Raw genomic sequence first — 15,917 nt, forward strand, 5'->3', positions numbered from 1 at the left:
GACCGTTCCCGCCGCCTTCTTAGCCATATCAGGAAAGGTTTTGAAACATGGCTGATATCCTTCTCAATACGGCGGAGCTGCTTACGGTTCTGCCGCCGCGCGACCGGCCCGAAGCCTTTCTGCGCGATCGCTACTTCCCTACTGTCGCGCTCTCTGACCAGGAAGAGATTGTCTTTGACAAGATCCTGCCTGATCGCGAACTCGCGCCTTTCGTCCATCCGGACGTTCCGGGCAAGGACTCCGCTAATCGCGGCTTCAAGGCAACCAGCCTGAAGCCGGCCTATGTCAAGCCGCAGAATACGCTTCGCCCGTCCGGCAACATGATCCGGATGCCGGGCGAGCGTCTCAGCGGCGAAGTCACGGCCGAGGAGCGCTACGCCTATAATATCGCGCAGATCCTTGACGATCAGGATCAGCGCATCACCCGCCGCGAAGAATGGATGTGTTCGCAGGTGCTTCGAACCGGCCAGGTGGTCGTCGAGGGTGACGACTATCCGACGCAGACCGTGAACTATCAGCGCAACGCCGCGCTTACTATCGCGCTCACCGGCGGCGCTCGCTGGGGGGAGTCCGGCGTCGATCCCTACGACAACGTTGAAGAGTGGGTTGCTCTGCTCGCCGATACCGACGGGTTTTCGGCCCGGGAAGTTACGCTCGGGCCGTCCGCTGCGGTTCTGCTGAAGAAATCGCCGCGTTTCCTTGCCGCACTGGAGAATCGCCGGGCCGCCGGCGGTTCATTTGAACTCGGCCCCGTTTCGAACGGAGCCGAGGGGAAATACTCGACGGTGCTCGGCTCGATCGGGGAGGTTACCTTCATTCAGTACTCGCAGAGCTACACCATCAACGGCGTGAAGCAGAATTTCTGGCCATCCTACGGCGTCGGGATTTTCGATCCCGCCGGCTTCATGGGGCATTTCGCCTATGGCGCGATCCTCGACAATCAGGTGCTGCGGGCAATGGAGCGTTTCCCCGATATGTGGACCGAGCGTAACCCGTCCAGGACGATTGCTCAGACCCAGGCGGCCCCGCTTCCGATCGCGCCGGAGCCCAACGCGAGCCTCTTCGCGCTGGTGCGTTGATCACTGACCCGAATAGACCGGCCGCTTGATTGGCGACCGGTCTGTATTTCCTACCATCGGAGTTTTGAACATGGCGACGACGAAACTGAATGTCAGGGTGACGGTCGGTGAAAAGACCTATGATCCGGGCGAAGACGTGCCGATCAACAAGAGCTTCACCGAGGAAGACGTTGAACGGATCGAAGCTGTTTTCGGCAAGTGGCGGCCTGGCGAGGGCGCAGAGGCCGACAAGCGAATTGCCGCGCTGACGGCGGAGCGCGACCAGCTTGCGGAAGACCTCGCGACACTGGCCGATGAGGTCAAGGCGCTTAAGGGCGGCAATGGTTCGGGCGATGATGTGGCCAAGCAGCTTGCCGATGTCACCGCAGAGCGTGACGCCCTTTCTGCCGAAGTCGAGAAGCTCAAGACCTCGGCGAATGAGGCTGCGAAGAAGTCGGCTGACGATTTCGAAAATCTGAAATCCGAACGCGACCAGCTTGCCGAAGACAATGCGTTATTGGCGCAAGAGCTGCAAAAGCTTGAGACGGCTTCGGATGGACAGTCCAAGGCTGGTAAAGCTGACAAGAGCGCCAGCGAAAAGTAATGCCCGCAATCAATCGCCCACCGCAGTTTTCCTGCATGGGGGCGGGGTTTGTCTCCGCCTTCGGCAATGTCGATTGCCTGTTCACCGTCGATGGCGTTGCTCAGTCGGCATCTGTCCGCGGCATTCTTCGGCAGAAGCGTGAACTGGAAATCGCCGGCGAGTTCGGCGATCAGGACGTGGAGGCCGTCACCCATGTTCTGTCGGTGGCGGCTGTCGGCCTTGAGGGGCTGGAAGCCCAGCGCGACACCGTGACGATCGCCGGAACCACATACGACATCAAAAACCAGACGGATGACGGGCGGGCGATGCTGAAACTCTACCTGACCGGCGACATCTGATGGCCCATTATCGCACGTGGATTTTTGACGCCATCACGACGCGGCTCTCATCCATTCCGGATTTCAGCGGTGTTGGTCATGTCAGCAGAGCGCGTACTGCGGCGCTCACCGTTAAGCAACTGCCAGCGATCACCGCAACATGGTCGGAGCGGCAGGAAACGGTCACGGTGCGGCCCTGCGCCGATCTGAACGGTGAAGATGGCTACGATCGGCGATTGCCGATCGATCTGATCGTGCACTTCCAGCATCGCGATCCGGACGTCGAGTTCGACCGGTTGGCTGTGCTGATCGAAAAGGCTCTCGGTTCTGCGATCAAGCTCGACGGGCTTGTTATCGAACTGACGCTTTCGGAATGCCGTCATTATATCGACCGCGCCACCGGCATATCCATGGGCGTTGGCGCTCTCACCTACATCGCCGATTACAAAACCGTGGCCTCCGATCCCGAGGCTGCGGCGCTTTAAGGAAAGATGGATATGGACCCTACGTCGAAACCGGGCGGCCTCGACCAGCCCTTCTGGTTCGGGGCAGATGTTGTTCCGAATGACGATGATGATCTGCCGCGGGCCGCGACGCTCTACCTTGGAGCTAAAGGCGATATATGCGGCATCACTGCAGGCGGAACGGAAGTGACGCTTCGCAATCACCCTGTCGGATACGTTCTTGGCATTTACACCAGGGTCAAGGCCACCGGCACGACCGCCGACAACATCGTTGCGCTCTGGTGAGCGCGTATTCCCCGAAAGGATATTGATATGGCACTGTTGGGCCGCGAACTCATCATCAAGCGCGAAAACCCCTCCGAGACGTTCGACATAGTCTGCATTGTCGAGCAGCGTTCCCTCAACATCAATAACGAGGAAGTCGATATCACCAAGCCGGATTGCGACGATCCTGGCGGCGTGCTGAAATACGCCTCGATGGGCGGTATTCAGTCGGTCCGCTGGTCGGGGTCCGGTGCCTATATCAACAGCGCGACGCAGGCTCTGGTGCTTGGCGACATCCTGGGGCAGACCAAAGGGAACTATCAGGTCACGGTTCCAGGCGTCGGGACTTTCGAGGGCGCCATGCTAATGGTGTCCGCGAACTTCACCGGCGATAAAACGGGCGAACTCGCCTGCGATCTTGCTGGCACGTTTCAGGATGACGTAGCCTTCGTTGCGGCTTCCTGATGATCGATATAGCCAACCCGCTGCGCGGCGAGGCCGAAGTCCGGATCGGCAAGGAAACGATTATCCTTGCCGTCAGCTTCTCCGGCCTGATGCGTCTGTCGCAGGCGATCTCGGCGCGCACGATGGACGAACTCTATCAGCGCCTCCTGGGCTTCGAGCCCTTCGCAGTGTCCTGCGCGATCCGCTGTCTTGCCGTCGCCGACGATGATGACAGGCGCGCAGAACTCGCCGCCCGCATTCTCTCCGAAAAGAACATATCCGCCGCCGATCAGAGCAATTGGCGCGCCGGCATCGAAAAGGCGCTGACGGCGCATATCGAGGCCGGCCATCGGCTGCAGGACAAAACCTCCATCGTCGAAGATGTGGAGGCGGCCGTCACCGGAAAAAAAACAGAGACGTCCTGATCGCGGACCAGGTCAGGACGTATTTCCAGATTGCTGTCGTTTCCGAACGATTGCGCTGGTCGCCGGAAACATTCTGGTCGTCCACGATCGCCGAACTGACGATGGCGATCGATGCGATAGCCGGAAACACGAAGACGCAATCCCCTGTCAGCCGCGCCCGCATCCGTGAAATCGTCGCCGAACATGGCGCGCAACCCTCCATAAGAGCGAAAGCCAAAGCCTGATGAGCAGACCGGATATCCCCGTCACGATCAGCGGCGACGATCGTGAGTTCAAGGGCGCCATGACCCGCATTCGCATGCAGGCCCGGACGGCGGCTAATGACACGGCAGCTTCGTTCATGTCGATCAAGTCCAAGATCGGTGGCGCGGACTCTCTTTTTGGTATGCTTTCCGGAGGCCCGGGTGGCCTTGCTGCATCGCTGGGGATTGGTTCCTTCGTCGCCGCCACGCAGCAGGCTGTTGATGCGGTGGCTGATCTCGGTAAGGCCGCCAAAACCGCAGGCGTTGATTTTGAGGCATTTCAGGAGCTTCGTTATGCGGCGGTCAAAAACAAGGTCGAGGTGGACGCACTCACCGATGGCCTGAAGGAAATGCAGCTTCGCGCGGATGAGTTCATCAAGACCGGCGGCGGTGCGGGGGCAGAGTCGTTCGAACGCCTCGGCCTGTCAGCGCGCCAGTTGACGCGGATGCTCGAGGATCCTGCGACGATGTTTGAAACCCTGATCGGCAAGATCAGAGAGCTTGATCGCGCGGCCCAGATACGCGTCATGGACGAACTGTTCGGCGGTACCGCCGCCGAGCAGTTTTCGTCGCTAATGGATGATGCCGGACAGAGTATTGCCGACGCCCGTCGTGAGGCGCGCGAGATGGGCGCGGTCATGGAAGATGACATTCTGCGGAAGGCGGAGGATGTCAATGCGGAGTGGGAAGCGATGGCGCTTGTCATCGGCACTCGTGTCAAATCCAGCCTGGTTGAAGTCGGCGCCATGGTGTCGTCCCTCGTCACAAACCTGGGGTCGTTTCGGAAGTCCCTTGATGAGGCGCTCGAAACGGCCGGCAATGCTGGCATCTGGACCGGGCTTGGCAACATGCTCGGCATCGACATGGGTCAGAAGATGGTCTGGCGCGACGGAGCTTGGGTCGCCGACGACGGTAGCGGCACGACCACGCTTGATCCGATCAGCGTTGAAACGTCCCGCAGCGTTGCCGACGACTATGCTGATTATAATGCTGGTCGTGAAATCCTGGAAGAAAAGCTTGCGGCCAACCGCGCGGTCACGGCCGAAATCCAGCGCCAGAACGGGCTGACGTCCGACCAGCTTGCGCTTGAAAAGGAAATGGCGGCGGTTCGCAAGCTCTATGAAGATGCAGGCGGCGCACCGACCGAAGAGATGATCCGGGCGCAGGCTGCGGCACGTCTTGCCGCGAGGGCCTCGCGCGATGCCAGCGAGAAGTCACGCAGGTCGTCTGCCTCTGAAGCCGCCAAGGAACGGGAAGCGGTCGAAGACCTTATTCAGAAGCTTCAGGACGAGCTGAAAATGCTCGACATGGTCGCCGACGAAAAGAAGGTGTTCGAAAATCTGCGTCGCGCGGGAGCGGCCGCGACCGACGCCGAGCGGGACTCTATCCGCGAGTTGACGCTTGCGATCGAAGACCAGAAGGACAAGCAGGAGCAGGCCGCCGAGACGGCCGATTTTTTTCGCGACAGCGCCAGAGACAGTTTCCTGTCTCTGATACCGGTGATCGAAACCGGCAACGACGCGCTCGACAGACTGATCAGCCGGCTGATCGAGGCTGCCGCGCAAGCGGCGCTGTTCGGCGACGGCCCCTTCGGCGGCTTGTTCGGCGGAGGTCTGCTCGGCGGGCTCTTTCCCGCGCATGCAACCGGCACCAATTTCACGCAGCGCGGCATGGCGCTTGTCGGTGAGCGCGGGCCGGAACTGGTGAACCTGCCGCGCGGCGGCGAGGTGATACCGCGTCACCGGGTTTCCGCCGCGCTCTCCGCGGGCGCTTCCGCTGGCAGTGCTACGGTCAACCATATCAGCCTCGGCGGGATCAGCATTGCGGTTCCGGAGGGAACGAGCCCTCAGGATGCCGGAGCGATAGCGCGCGAAGTCAGTCAGCAGATTGACCGCTGGTCGCGGTATTCGTTGCCGCAGCGCTTGCAGCAAATTCAGCGCAACCCGAACAGGGTGGGCTGATGAGGACACTTGCGCAGTTTTTTGACCATTTGCCGCTGCAGCCAATGCGTTGGGATATTCAGCGAAACGACGAGTTGTCCGGTATCGGCTCAGGCGTGGTGTTCCAGGCCGAGCTTGCTCCGCCACTATGGATGGCCGCGATTGCGCTCCAACCTGTTCGCCTGCCGCAATCGAATGAGATTTCAGCTCTGGTGAACGGGCTTTCCGGCGCACAGGAGACGTTTCTATTTCGCGACCCGTATATCTGCGCCCCAAGGCTCGACCCGCAGGGATCGGGACTGGTCGGATCGACAGTAACCGTCGCGGCCGCCGCCGGTCGATCGCTGTCCCTCCAGGGGCTTCCGTCAGGGTACAGGCTTTCCATCGGCGACAAGATTCAAATTGTCGCATCCGGCGGGGCGTATACTTTTGTGGAAGTCTCCGACAACGTGGTTGCAACGGCGGGCGGGACGACTGGGCCGTTTCAGGTGTTTCCGCGCCTTCCGGCGTCCGTTTCAGCCGGAGCGGTTTGCACGCTGACGCGGCCGTCTTGCCCTTGCATCATATTGCCTGGTTCATTCCAGCCTGGAACGCCATCCGGCAATATCGTTCCCGGTATTTCATTCCGCATCATGCAGAAGCGGGGCGTGTGATGAAAAGCGTTTCTGCGGCTTTTATCGCGGCGCTTGTCGGTGCGCGGGAGAAGGGACTTGTGGCGCGGTCGCTGGTTTATGTGACGGCGCGGGACCGGGCGACGGGCGTTCCGGTCTCGCTCGGTTTCTGGACCGGGGGCGAGGATCTGGATATCGACGTGATCGACGGGTCGAGCGGCGGGATCGTGACGCGGACCTATCTTGGCGATGTCAATCTTGAGGTTCCGGAAATCCCGCGGGTTTCCGACATGACGATCCAGACGGTCGATATCGAGCTGTCGCAGATCGCGGCCGCCGTGCAGCAGCTTGTGCGCGGCTGGGATGCGCGGCTTGCGTCTGTCGAGGTGCATCAATTGCTGATCGATCCGGCGACGGGGCAGGCGGCGGGGCCGGCTGAGGTTACATTTCTCGGCATTGTCGACGGCGAGCCGGTGGAAACGCCGGCGGCTGGCGAGGAGGGCGGGATTACGCTTCATCTGATCTCGGCCGCGATCGCCATGCTGGCGCGCACCAATCCCCTGAAATCCTCCTATGAGGGGCAGAAGCGCCGACAGGATGATCAATGGGGCCGGTATTCCGGCGTTGTCGAGAACTGGGATATTCCATGGGGGCGGGACGCATGAGCGATCTTATCCGCATCGATGGCTGGCGGGCGCGGTTTGATGCCGCCTGCGATGCCATGCGCCGCAAGCCGTTTTCCTGGGGCGATCATGACTGCCTTGTCGGGCTTGTCGGCGACAGCGTGGAAGCGTTGACCGGCACGGATATCGTGTCGCCCTGGCGCGATCGCTACACCACCGGCGTCGGCGCGCTGCGCGTGTTGCGCAATGACGGGTTTACCGATCTTTCCGACCTGGTCGCGACGATCCTGCCGGAAAACCATATCTCCCGCGCCCGCCTCGGTGACATCGCGGCCATTCCGTCCGATGACGGTTTCGGCTCCGCGCTCGGCGTTGTCAATGGCGAGCGCATCTTTGTTCTGAGGCCGGAGGGCTTCGGGACTGTCGATCTCTTCAGCGCAACGCGCGCTTACCGCGTCGGGTGACATGATCAGACTCCTGTTTCTTACGCTCGCTGCCTTTCTCACGGCGGCGACATCGGCGCATGCCGGTTTTCTATTCGGCGCGATCGGCGCTGTTGCCGGATGGATCGGCTCGCTTGGCGTTATCGGTCAGGCGATCGTCGGCATTGGCCTGAGCGTCGGCGCGAGCCTGATCCAGCGGGCGATCAACGGAAAGCAGCAGAAGACCGAGACGCGCGACCCGGGCGTCAACCTGTCGATCCGGATGGGCGACAACGAGCCGGTCACCTTTATCGCCGGCGACTATGCGACGGCCGGTCGGCGCAAATATGCGGGCACCTGGGGCGAGGTCGACGGCACGCCGAACGCCTATTTCGTCGACGTGATCGAACTCAGCAGCCTGCCGCAATCCGGGCTCAATGGCGTATGGGTTGATGACCAGAAGGTGACGCTCTTAACCGGCGAGGCGCATGGCGAGTTCGGTTTTCCGGTCGCCGAATACCGCAGCGGCGGCGCGGACTATATGTGGGTCAAATTCTATGGTGGCTCGCAGACGGTGGCGGACGGCTATCTTCTGTCGCGGTTCGGGAGCAATGCCGACCGGCCTTTTACCGCGGCGATGATCGGTCGCGGCGTGACCTATGCGATCGTCACCTGCCGCTATGATCGCGACCTGTTTTCGAGCGCGCCGAGCATGCTGTTCGAGCTGGGATCGATCCCGCTTTACGACCCGCGCAAGGATAGCACTGTCGGCGGCAGCGGGGCGCATCGCTGGGATAATCCCGCCACGTGGGAGCCGTCGAACAACCTGCCGGTGATCATCTACAACATCATTCGCGGCGTCTATTACGGCGATCAGTGGATATATGGCGGGCAGGACCTTGCCGCCTATCGCCTGCCTGTCGCCAACTGGATGACGGCCATGAATGAGGCCGATGCCTCGGTCGATGACGGCGCGGGCGCGGTTCCGGCGTTTCGGGGCGGCTACGAGTTTCGCGGCGATGAGCGGCCGCTCGACGCGATCGAAGAGTTGCGGCTTGCCTGCAATGCGCGGCTTGCCGAAGTCGGCGGTATATTCAAAATCTCGGTCGGCGCGCCGGGCAGCGCGGTCTATGCGTTTTCCGACAGCGATATCGTCATCACGAAAGGTCAGGCGCTCGACCCGCACGGCTCGTTTGATGACACTGTCAATGCCGTCGAGGCGATCTATCCCGAGCCGGCGGAAAAATGGACGATGAAGGATGCTCCTGCGCGCTATGACAGCGCACTGGAGGTGCTGGATGGTGACAATCGCCTGCCGCAGGCGGTGAGCTTCGAGGCCTGCCCCTATGGCGGGCAGGTGCAGCGGCTGATGCTGGCGATGCTGAACGATGCGCGCCGGTTCCGGACGCACCAGATATGCCTGCCGCCGGATGCCTGGCCGCTGGAGCCCAATGACGTCGTGTCATGGACCAGCACGCGCAACGGCTATGCGGACAAGAAATTCCTGGTCGTGGCGCTCGCCGCGCCGATGAGCGCCAACGTCATCGTCTCGCTCAAGGAAATCGACCCGGCCGATTATGACTGGTCGGCGGCCGACGCCTTGCCGACAGCGGTGGGCTGGATCGGGCGAATCGGCGTGCCTGCGCAGATCATGACCGGCTGGACGGTGGAGCCGGCAACGCTTTATGACGCCGCCGGAAACGCCTGGCGGCCGACGATAAAGGTTTCGTGGGCCGGCGGGCTGGAGGATGTCGAGCGGGTATGGGTGCAGGTGCGGCTCGCGGCCTCCGGCGCCGTTGTGTTCGACAGCGACAGCACCCGCTATGCCAGCCCCTATTCAGCGCTGCTGCAGCCGGTGTTCCGCCATAACACGGAATACGAGGTTCGCGGGCGCTATGTCCCGATCTCGCGCCGCCCGACGGAATGGTCGGCATGGCTGGCCGTCACGACGCCGGATGTCTCGACCGATCTCGATGTTACGCTGGATACGGTCGGCGAGGATGTGCGCAAAAGGTTCGAAGAGCTTCAGGCCGATTACGACTATCAGAATTTGCGGATCGCCGATATCGCCACCTCGATCTCGCTTCAGGGCTCCGTCGGTCTGCTCGATCGGCAGGAGCTGCGGCAGCAGACCGGCAGCGCGCTCGCCCAGATCACCGAGGAGCGCCTGGTGCGCGCCACGGAAAACGAGGCGCTGGCGCAAGAGATCGTCTTCATCGGCGCGGAGCTGGATGAGGCGACGGCGGCGATCGTCAATGAGACGATTGCCCGCGTCACCGCAGACGAGGCGCTTGCGGAGCAGACGACGGAACTCCTGGCGCAGCTCAATGACAATTTTGCCAGCGGGCAGATCAAGTTTTCGGCGGCCGCCAATCAGTCCGGCGTCACTGCCCGGTTTTCGGTGCTTGTCCGCGCTGGAACGGGCGGCAGCTTTATCGAAAGCGGCTTCTATCTCGAAATCTACACCGAGGGCGGGGTGCAGAAATCGCGCTTTGCCGTCAACGCCGATCAGTTCGTGGTGCTGAACAATGGGCAGCGGCCGCTGTTGTTCGAAGGCGGCGAGCTGAAGTTGAATGTCGCCAATATCGGCACGGTGAATTCCGGGCTGATCAACAGCCTGAACGGCAAGATGACCATCAGCCTGAATGCCGGGAGCATCGTGATCCGGTCATGACCCAGACTCTGATCGGCATTGACAGCCAAGGCGCGGCGGCGGTCAAGATTTCGACCGATGCCTATGATCCTGTCACCACGCCAGACACGACCTATGGCGCGTGGCTCTACAACTCGAAATTCGACCCGATCCGGTATTGGGGCGATTACACCGCGGTTGACATGGATGGCGCGCCCGCCGTGCAATATCTGCCATCCGGCACGAACCAGGGCAATTATCAACTGGCGATCACGGGCGGGACGGTCACCCGGTACTGGTTTCGAAACTCCTATTTCGGGGGGCTGCATTACACCCAGCCGGTGTTTCAGAAGAAGATCAAGACATTCTCGGGGCGGTTTTCCGGGCGGGTCGTGCAGGGCTATCACGGCTATCAGGATCGCAGCGGATATTTCGCTTCGTCTGGCGCGTGGTCGGAGCCCTGGCATACGGATTGGAGCCGCGTTAGTCCGACGACGGTGGGCTATCTTGGCAACGGCACGCTGCTGGACCCGAACTACAACCAGAACGCCGACCCGGAAAGCAACTCTGTCCTGCAGGTCTGGGACCTGCCGGGCAATGCCGATCCGATCCTCGACCCGCCGCTTTCACCGGTCTCGGGCCAGACATCGGTGATCATCAACAGTTCCACCTGCCGGGTGGCGAAACCGGGCTATGACGCCTACACCGCGACCGAAACCCAGCTTGCCTTCGACAGCGCGGTGCTGCCGATCAAGGTGGTTGCTGCCGGCGACGTTGCGGTGCCTTCTGGCGTCAGCTCCGTCTCTGTCGGGGCGATACCGGATGATTGCCTTGTCGACGTGCATTTCTACACCGGCTCCGACATCTGGTATCCGATCTCGCCGCTCACCAGCGGGAGCTACAATCTCGGCGCGGAATACTGGATTTCAGGCGGGCAGTTGTTTTTCGACAACCCCTATGGGGCCTGCCGGGCGCGGTATATGGTCTATGCCAGCAACGGCGCCGGGCCGACCTATGGCGCGAATGACGTGCTGCGGCGGTTCAATGACGGTTCGCAGAATGTTGTGCAGTTCCTGCGGCCCGGAGCGAGCGCAAGCCCGAGCTTTCGCGACATCATTCTGGACAGCCGCTGGCCGGCCGTCAGGATCATCAAGCAGGGCTATATCCCGATCACGGCCGACGGCAACCAGCAATGGCCGGTGGCGTTCGACGCGGGCGGGGCATGGCCGTTCGTCAAGTTCATGACGGTTCACGGCGGGGCCACCACGGCCAGCGAAAGCTATTCCTCGGCGGTGCGGGAGCCGTTTTCGAAGATCCTCTACATCAACATGCCGGGCTCCGGCGGCGGAACGGCCGGCGATACCAGCTATTGCAAGCTGACGAACTCCGAAGCCCGGTTCTACACGTTCCGGGGATCGCCGGTGCTGAGCTACTACGCCAACGCCTCCGACTATTCCAGCGGCACGCTGACGCACCGCTATGACGACAGCCCGATCCAGGGCATCCGCTACTACATTTTCGGGATACCGCAGCCATGAATTACACGACTGGCACAATCACGCTCACCAATGGCTCATCGGCCGTGACCGGCAATGGCACCGGCTGGGCAACGGCCGTCATCGGCGGCGGGGTGATCTATCCGCAGGCGGCGGGCAACCCGCTGCTGATCGCAAGCGTCGACAGCAATACCGCGATCACGGCCGCGACCGAATGGACGGGCGCGAGCGGCACCTATGCCTATGCCCTGGCGCGGCAGGATGACGCCAACCAGGTGATCGCCAATGCGGTGGCGCTGGCGGATTATATCCAGCGGCTCGACAATGAGACGCTCTCCGCCCTGGCCGGGCTGACGCCCGCGGCTGACAAGCTTGCCTATTTCAGCGGGGCGAGCACCGCAGCATTGACCACGCTGACGAGCTTCGCGCGGTCGCTGCTGGATGACGCGAATGCGAGCACCGCTTTGACGACGCTCGGCGTCTCGACTTTCGCAAAAACCTTGCTGGACGACGCCGACGCATCGGCCGCACTGACGACGCTGGGCGTCTCGGCGTTCGCGCAAACGCTGCTGGACGACGTCGACGCATCAGCGGCGCTGACAACGCTCGGCATTTCAGCTTTCGCGAAAACCCTGCTGGACGATGTCGATGGGGCGGCGGCGCGTGGGACGCTCGGTGCAGCCAGCAAGGGCGGCGACGTCTTTGCCGGTGACGTCACCGTGCGGCGAAATTCCGCCGACCCCTCATCGGGAGGGTTCAAAAACAGTCTGCTGCTCAGGGCCTCGCTTTTCGGCGGCGCTTTTGCCGCAATCTACTTCCAGGAGGTGGCCGGGGTAGGGGAAAGGGCGGTGCTGGAATGCCGCGATGGCGCGGGCAACAGCAAATTCATGTTGTTCGACTCCGGCGGCAGTCTGACAGTGCCGGGATCGATCAACGGGGCTTCCAAAAACTTCATCATTGACCATCCGCTTGACCCCTTCAATCGCGACCTGATCTTCGCCTCGACGGAAAGCCCGCATTACGGCGTCGAGGCCTGGGGCGTTGCGCGCCTTGAGGGCGGGCGGGCCACGGTCGATATCGACGCCGCCAGCAATCTGACGGCCGGCACATGGGCGGCGCTGGCGCAGAACACCATCGTCACCTCACTTCAGAACCAGGAGGGTTTCGCGCGGTTGAGGCCCGGCCCCGTTGCCGGAGGGCAGTTCGAGATCATCGCCGATGACGAAGCCAGCGGCGACCTCGTTGCATGGCGCGTGGTTGCCGACCGCAACGACCCTGTCGTCAAGACGCTCGGCAATGCTGATCCTGAAACGGGCCTGTTGATCCCTGAAGCAGACAAGGAGGAACTGGCATGAGCGATCCGGCAAAAATGGTGATCGACGCCAATCGCGTCGGCACGAAGGGTTTTCCGCGCCACTATCAGGCCTATGGCGTCGAACCGCCGATGAAATACGAGGAGAGCGGGACGGCCGTCCCGACCGTGCCGGCCGATCCGACAAAAGCCGATCTCTCCGCCTATGCCCGCGACCTGTCATGGCGCACCCGGGTTGCCGGCGTCGACATCGACGGCGTGAGGGTGAAGTGCGATGACGGCGCGATCGCGCTGATCAACGGCATGGCCATGCTCGCCCAGCAGGACGCGGCGCGGACCTTCAACTTCGACGCCGGCGACGGGATGGTAAGCCTGACGGCCGCCGACGCGATTGCGCTGGCGACGGCCGTCGGCGAATTCGTGCAATCGACCTTCGACCGCCGGGCGGCGGCGCTTGCCGCGATCGCGGACGGCTCCGTTGCCGACACGGCGGCGATCGATGCCGCCTTTGCCGACCTGATGCCGGAGGCGCTGCAATGATGGGGTTTAGACTTGGCCTGAGCTATGGGTTTGGGGCTGGGGGGGGAGGGGGCCGCCACGACCCGGATGCGCCAATCAAAAATCTTGATTTATGGGGCGGAGGAGCGCCCGGGGCGTGGTGGGATGTGTCTGATCTCGCCACGCTGTTTCAAACCGCAGACGAGAGTACGCCAGCATCGTCGACTAATGATCCTGTATATCGGGTTAATGACAAATCGGGGAATGGCAATAATTTCATCGCTTCAGGCGGTTCAAAGCGGCCTCTTTTGTTGGCTTCCAACGCGACCTGCTTAGCGTTTGACGACTTGGATGACAATTTTGTTGCGCCCCTTTCAGGGCCACCAGGAATGAGCGTTTACATCGCTTTCAACCGATTGACAGATGCTCAGTTTTTACTGGGGTATGACGCCACGCCGCAGAACTTTGGGGTGGCCCAGTCCGGTTCTTCGAGCGCAAGTTATAATACGGTCGGGACACCTACAATCAGGGTCAATGGTGTGACCGTAGGGTCAACGCGCAATGAATTACTCGCAGCTTGCCCGCCCAACACACCTGTCGTTATGACCCTGGAAGGGCTGGATTTCTCGGGCTGGTCCGCAATGAGGTTCGGCGGCTATCCCTCATATCAGTTTGGCGGCCGGCTTTTCGGTTTCTTGATCTGCGCTGACCAAAGCGCGGGCAACCGAAACATCATTGAGCAATGGCTGTCCGGCAAGGCAGGAATTGCAATCTAAAAGGAGCGCTATCATGGCATCAGTATATGCGATTATCCCAATGACGCATCACGTCATTATGAACAAAATCGGGCAGGCAATGCTGCGCGGCGAAATGTTCACCCCCGCGCTCACAACAGACAATCCATCAACTCCATCGTCTCCGATTACGCATGCGCAGATGTACGACGCCACGGCGAACACGACAGACTTTGCGAACTACTCTGCAGCCAAGGCCGGGACGGCTCTGCCTCCGGATGTCAACGGTGATCCCGTAGCTTGGGGTACTGGTGACATACCGACAGAGGCAGAGGCATTCGCTGCGTTTGCGGTGTGGGAGCTGTGGGCTAATGACAGCTCGCGCAGCCCATCTGTCTTCGCGGCGGAGCAACGTTCAGGTTTAGGGCTTAGCGAATGGTCCCCGATGTAATTTAAGTCATTCATCACAGAAATCCACAACCCAACCACCCGCACCGCCTCCGCTCTGAGGCGGGCGGCGGAGCTTTGCCCATTTCCGGAGGCTATAATGAAAGTGACAATCGATCTGATCAGACGCATCGCCCGCCGTCCGCTGACGGGCAGGCAGGTGGCGAATGCCGAATCGGTGATTACGGCGCTTGATCGCTATGGCGTACGCGCCGGCCTCGACCTGCCGCACCGGCTGGCGCAGTATCTGCCGCAGGTCATGCATGAGAGCGGCGAGTTTCGCTATGACCGCGAAGTTTGGGGGCCGACGCCGGCGCAGGCGCGCTATGACACGCGCATCGATCTCGGCAACACGCCGGAGCGGGACGGCGACGGCAAGAAGAATGCCGGCCGTGGTCCGCTGCAGGTGACTGGCGGTTACAATATCGGCGAATTCCAGGACTGGTGCGTTGAAAACATTGGCGGCAACGTCCCGAATTTTCGCGAGAACCCCGACCTGATCAATACGGACCCTTGGGAAGGTCTTTCGGCCATCTGGTATTGGGAGACGCTCGGGCTGAACCGCTATGCCGACGCCGGCGATATCGAGATGATCACCAAGCGGATCAATGGCGGGCTGAATGGCTATGCCGACCGCCTGGCACTTTATGTCCGCACGGCACTGGTCATGCTCGGCTACGAGCCCGACGCGATCCGCGCTTTCCAGATCGATGCCAAGGCGAAGGGGCTCTACACCCGGGCGATCGACGGCGATGCGGGGCCGGGCACGCGCGCGGCGCTGCACAAGTCCCTTGCAGCCCTTTCGAAATCGCGCGTGGATGCCGCGCCGGTGACCCAGCGGGAACCCTCCGGAAGCTCGGTCGCGATCGCGGCCGGCGGCGCCGCACCTGCAACGGCCCTGGCGGCGCCATCGATCGAGGACGTGGTGCGGGCGGTTACCGATCAGCAGCATGAACTGACAAGCGGGGACATCGCGCGGATCCTCGTTGCCGCGGTGATCGTCGGGCTGACCGTCTGGCTGGCAATGAGGCGGCGGTGATGTTTGACCAGATCAAGAACTGGTCGCTGGCGATCGCCGGCGGCCTCGTAGGCGTGGCGATCGTCATTGTGGTGGTCTGGGCGTTTGTTCTGCCCGCCGCCCGCCGTGATGGCCGACAGGACGAAAAGGCGGATCGGGCGCGCGACACGCTCGACCAGGTGCAGGAAAGGACAAGAGACGATGCGACACGCGAGCAGATGGACAGCGCTGATCTTTGTGTTCAGTATTTCCGCGATCGCGGCAGGGTGCCAGAGTGCGACACTCTCCGGCTGCGGTCCATTCAGAAAGAATAACCTTTCCCCGGCCGGGTTCGTCGCGCTCGCCAATGCCGACCGCAACGGGCTG

General features: G+C 61.8%; 20 protein-coding genes. All 20 read left to right on the top strand.

Annotation, left to right across the window (positions count from 1 at the left end):
• Positions 1-47 precede the first annotated feature (47 nt).
• The 20 genes from V6765_RS06240 (at position 48) to V6765_RS06335 (ending at position 15,865) form a co-directional block, all read left to right on the top strand.
• The gene (locus tag V6765_RS06240) at positions 48-1,079 is read left to right on the top strand and encodes a major capsid protein (protein WP_448427274.1); all 1,032 of its coding nucleotides are present in this window, start codon (positions 48-50) and stop codon (positions 1,077-1,079) included.
• Between the two features lie 70 nt (positions 1,080-1,149).
• The gene (locus tag V6765_RS06245; RefSeq protein ID WP_448427275.1) at positions 1,150-1,662 is read left to right on the top strand and encodes a hypothetical protein; all 513 of its coding nucleotides are present in this window, start codon (positions 1,150-1,152) and stop codon (positions 1,660-1,662) included.
• The gene (locus V6765_RS06250) at positions 1,662-2,000 is read left to right on the top strand and encodes a head-tail joining protein (protein ID WP_448427276.1); all 339 of its coding nucleotides are present in this window, start codon (positions 1,662-1,664) and stop codon (positions 1,998-2,000) included. The genes V6765_RS06245 and V6765_RS06250 overlap by 1 nt, the downstream gene beginning before the upstream one ends.
• Positions 2,000-2,464, top strand: a complete 465-nt coding sequence (locus tag V6765_RS06255) for a hypothetical protein (RefSeq protein ID WP_448427277.1) — start codon at positions 2,000-2,002, stop codon at positions 2,462-2,464. The genes V6765_RS06250 and V6765_RS06255 overlap by 1 nt, the downstream gene beginning before the upstream one ends.
• A 12-nt stretch (positions 2,465-2,476) precedes the next feature.
• Positions 2,477-2,728, top strand: coding sequence for a spike base protein, RCAP_Rcc01079 family (locus V6765_RS06260; protein WP_448427278.1), 252 nt, complete (start codon positions 2,477-2,479; stop codon positions 2,726-2,728).
• 27 nt (positions 2,729-2,755) lie between these two features.
• Positions 2,756-3,172, top strand: a complete 417-nt coding sequence (locus V6765_RS06265) for a phage tail tube protein (RefSeq protein ID WP_448427279.1) — start codon at positions 2,756-2,758, stop codon at positions 3,170-3,172.
• A complete protein-coding gene (locus V6765_RS06270) occupies positions 3,172-3,576 on the top strand; it encodes a hypothetical protein (RefSeq protein ID WP_448427280.1) in 405 nt (134 codons plus the stop codon). Before V6765_RS06265 ends, V6765_RS06270 begins: the two co-directional genes overlap by 1 nt.
• Before the next feature lie 50 nt (positions 3,577-3,626).
• A complete protein-coding gene (locus V6765_RS06275; protein WP_448427281.1) occupies positions 3,627-3,800 on the top strand; it encodes a phage tail assembly chaperone in 174 nt (57 codons plus the stop codon).
• Positions 3,800-5,779 carry a hypothetical protein gene (locus V6765_RS06280; protein ID WP_448427282.1) on the top strand — a complete coding sequence of 660 codons (1,980 nt, stop codon included), beginning with the start codon at positions 3,800-3,802 and terminating at the stop codon, positions 5,777-5,779. The genes V6765_RS06275 and V6765_RS06280 overlap by 1 nt, the downstream gene beginning before the upstream one ends.
• Entirely contained in the window at positions 5,779-6,411 is a 633-nt protein-coding gene (locus V6765_RS06285; protein WP_448427283.1) for a hypothetical protein, read from the top strand. Before V6765_RS06280 ends, V6765_RS06285 begins: the two co-directional genes overlap by 1 nt.
• The gene (locus tag V6765_RS06290; protein ID WP_448427284.1) at positions 6,411-7,034 is read left to right on the top strand and encodes a hypothetical protein; all 624 of its coding nucleotides are present in this window, start codon (positions 6,411-6,413) and stop codon (positions 7,032-7,034) included. The genes V6765_RS06285 and V6765_RS06290 overlap by 1 nt, the downstream gene beginning before the upstream one ends.
• Positions 7,031-7,456 (top strand): DUF6950 family protein, encoded by a 426-nt coding sequence (locus V6765_RS06295; RefSeq protein ID WP_448427285.1) that lies wholly within the window; start codon positions 7,031-7,033, stop codon positions 7,454-7,456. The genes V6765_RS06290 and V6765_RS06295 overlap by 4 nt, the downstream gene beginning before the upstream one ends.
• A gap of 1 nt (position 7,457) precedes the next feature.
• Complete coding sequence (locus V6765_RS06300; RefSeq protein ID WP_448427286.1) at positions 7,458-10,088, top strand: phage tail protein; 2,631 nt, start codon at positions 7,458-7,460, stop codon at positions 10,086-10,088.
• Positions 10,085-11,584 carry a hypothetical protein gene (locus V6765_RS06305; RefSeq protein WP_448427287.1) on the top strand — a complete coding sequence of 500 codons (1,500 nt, stop codon included), beginning with the start codon at positions 10,085-10,087 and terminating at the stop codon, positions 11,582-11,584. The genes V6765_RS06300 and V6765_RS06305 overlap by 4 nt, the downstream gene beginning before the upstream one ends.
• Positions 11,581-12,897, top strand: a complete 1,317-nt coding sequence (locus V6765_RS06310) for a hypothetical protein (protein WP_448427288.1) — start codon at positions 11,581-11,583, stop codon at positions 12,895-12,897. Before V6765_RS06305 ends, V6765_RS06310 begins: the two co-directional genes overlap by 4 nt.
• Positions 12,894-13,394: a DUF4376 domain-containing protein gene (locus V6765_RS06315; protein ID WP_448427289.1), complete on the top strand. Its 501-nt coding sequence runs from the start codon at positions 12,894-12,896 to the stop codon at positions 13,392-13,394. Before V6765_RS06310 ends, V6765_RS06315 begins: the two co-directional genes overlap by 4 nt.
• On the top strand, positions 13,391-14,128 hold the full coding sequence (locus tag V6765_RS06320; protein WP_448427290.1) for a hypothetical protein: 738 nt from the start codon (positions 13,391-13,393) through the stop codon (positions 14,126-14,128). Before V6765_RS06315 ends, V6765_RS06320 begins: the two co-directional genes overlap by 4 nt.
• A gap of 13 nt (positions 14,129-14,141) precedes the next feature.
• Positions 14,142-14,537: a hypothetical protein gene (locus V6765_RS06325; RefSeq protein ID WP_448427291.1), complete on the top strand. Its 396-nt coding sequence runs from the start codon at positions 14,142-14,144 to the stop codon at positions 14,535-14,537.
• 96 nt (positions 14,538-14,633) lie between these two features.
• Entirely contained in the window at positions 14,634-15,572 is a 939-nt protein-coding gene (locus V6765_RS06330) for a glycoside hydrolase family 19 protein (RefSeq protein WP_448427292.1), read from the top strand.
• A complete protein-coding gene (locus V6765_RS06335; RefSeq protein WP_448427293.1) occupies positions 15,572-15,865 on the top strand; it encodes a hypothetical protein in 294 nt (97 codons plus the stop codon). The genes V6765_RS06330 and V6765_RS06335 overlap by 1 nt, the downstream gene beginning before the upstream one ends.
• Positions 15,866-15,917: the final 52 nt, after the last annotated feature.

This window comes from Martelella sp. FOR1707 (assembly GCF_053484265.1).

What these genes read in the sequence shown, in the direction of transcription:
- V6765_RS06240 (WP_448427274.1), top strand. Translation starts at nt 48, where the DNA reads ATGGCTGATATCCTTCTCAATACGGCGGAGCTGCTTACGGTTCTGCCG.
- V6765_RS06245 (WP_448427275.1), top strand. Translation starts at nt 1,150, where the DNA reads ATGGCGACGACGAAACTGAATGTCAGGGTGACGGTCGGTGAAAAGACC.
- V6765_RS06250 (WP_448427276.1), top strand. Translation starts at nt 1,662, where the DNA reads ATGCCCGCAATCAATCGCCCACCGCAGTTTTCCTGCATGGGGGCGGGG.
- V6765_RS06255 (WP_448427277.1), top strand. Translation starts at nt 2,000, where the DNA reads ATGGCCCATTATCGCACGTGGATTTTTGACGCCATCACGACGCGGCTC.
- V6765_RS06260 (WP_448427278.1), top strand. Translation starts at nt 2,477, where the DNA reads ATGGACCCTACGTCGAAACCGGGCGGCCTCGACCAGCCCTTCTGGTTC.
- V6765_RS06265 (WP_448427279.1), top strand. Translation starts at nt 2,756, where the DNA reads ATGGCACTGTTGGGCCGCGAACTCATCATCAAGCGCGAAAACCCCTCC.
- V6765_RS06270 (WP_448427280.1), top strand. Translation starts at nt 3,172, where the DNA reads ATGATCGATATAGCCAACCCGCTGCGCGGCGAGGCCGAAGTCCGGATC.
- V6765_RS06280 (WP_448427282.1), top strand. Translation starts at nt 3,800, where the DNA reads ATGAGCAGACCGGATATCCCCGTCACGATCAGCGGCGACGATCGTGAG.
- V6765_RS06285 (WP_448427283.1), top strand. Translation starts at nt 5,779, where the DNA reads ATGAGGACACTTGCGCAGTTTTTTGACCATTTGCCGCTGCAGCCAATG.
- V6765_RS06290 (WP_448427284.1), top strand. Translation starts at nt 6,411, where the DNA reads ATGAAAAGCGTTTCTGCGGCTTTTATCGCGGCGCTTGTCGGTGCGCGG.
- V6765_RS06295 (WP_448427285.1), top strand. Translation starts at nt 7,031, where the DNA reads ATGAGCGATCTTATCCGCATCGATGGCTGGCGGGCGCGGTTTGATGCC.
- V6765_RS06300 (WP_448427286.1), top strand. Translation starts at nt 7,458, where the DNA reads ATGATCAGACTCCTGTTTCTTACGCTCGCTGCCTTTCTCACGGCGGCG.
- V6765_RS06305 (WP_448427287.1), top strand. Translation starts at nt 10,085, where the DNA reads ATGACCCAGACTCTGATCGGCATTGACAGCCAAGGCGCGGCGGCGGTC.
- V6765_RS06310 (WP_448427288.1), top strand. Translation starts at nt 11,581, where the DNA reads ATGAATTACACGACTGGCACAATCACGCTCACCAATGGCTCATCGGCC.
- V6765_RS06315 (WP_448427289.1), top strand. Translation starts at nt 12,894, where the DNA reads ATGAGCGATCCGGCAAAAATGGTGATCGACGCCAATCGCGTCGGCACG.
- V6765_RS06320 (WP_448427290.1), top strand. Translation starts at nt 13,391, where the DNA reads ATGATGGGGTTTAGACTTGGCCTGAGCTATGGGTTTGGGGCTGGGGGG.
- V6765_RS06325 (WP_448427291.1), top strand. Translation starts at nt 14,142, where the DNA reads ATGGCATCAGTATATGCGATTATCCCAATGACGCATCACGTCATTATG.
- V6765_RS06330 (WP_448427292.1), top strand. Translation starts at nt 14,634, where the DNA reads ATGAAAGTGACAATCGATCTGATCAGACGCATCGCCCGCCGTCCGCTG.
- V6765_RS06335 (WP_448427293.1), top strand. Translation starts at nt 15,572, where the DNA reads ATGTTTGACCAGATCAAGAACTGGTCGCTGGCGATCGCCGGCGGCCTC.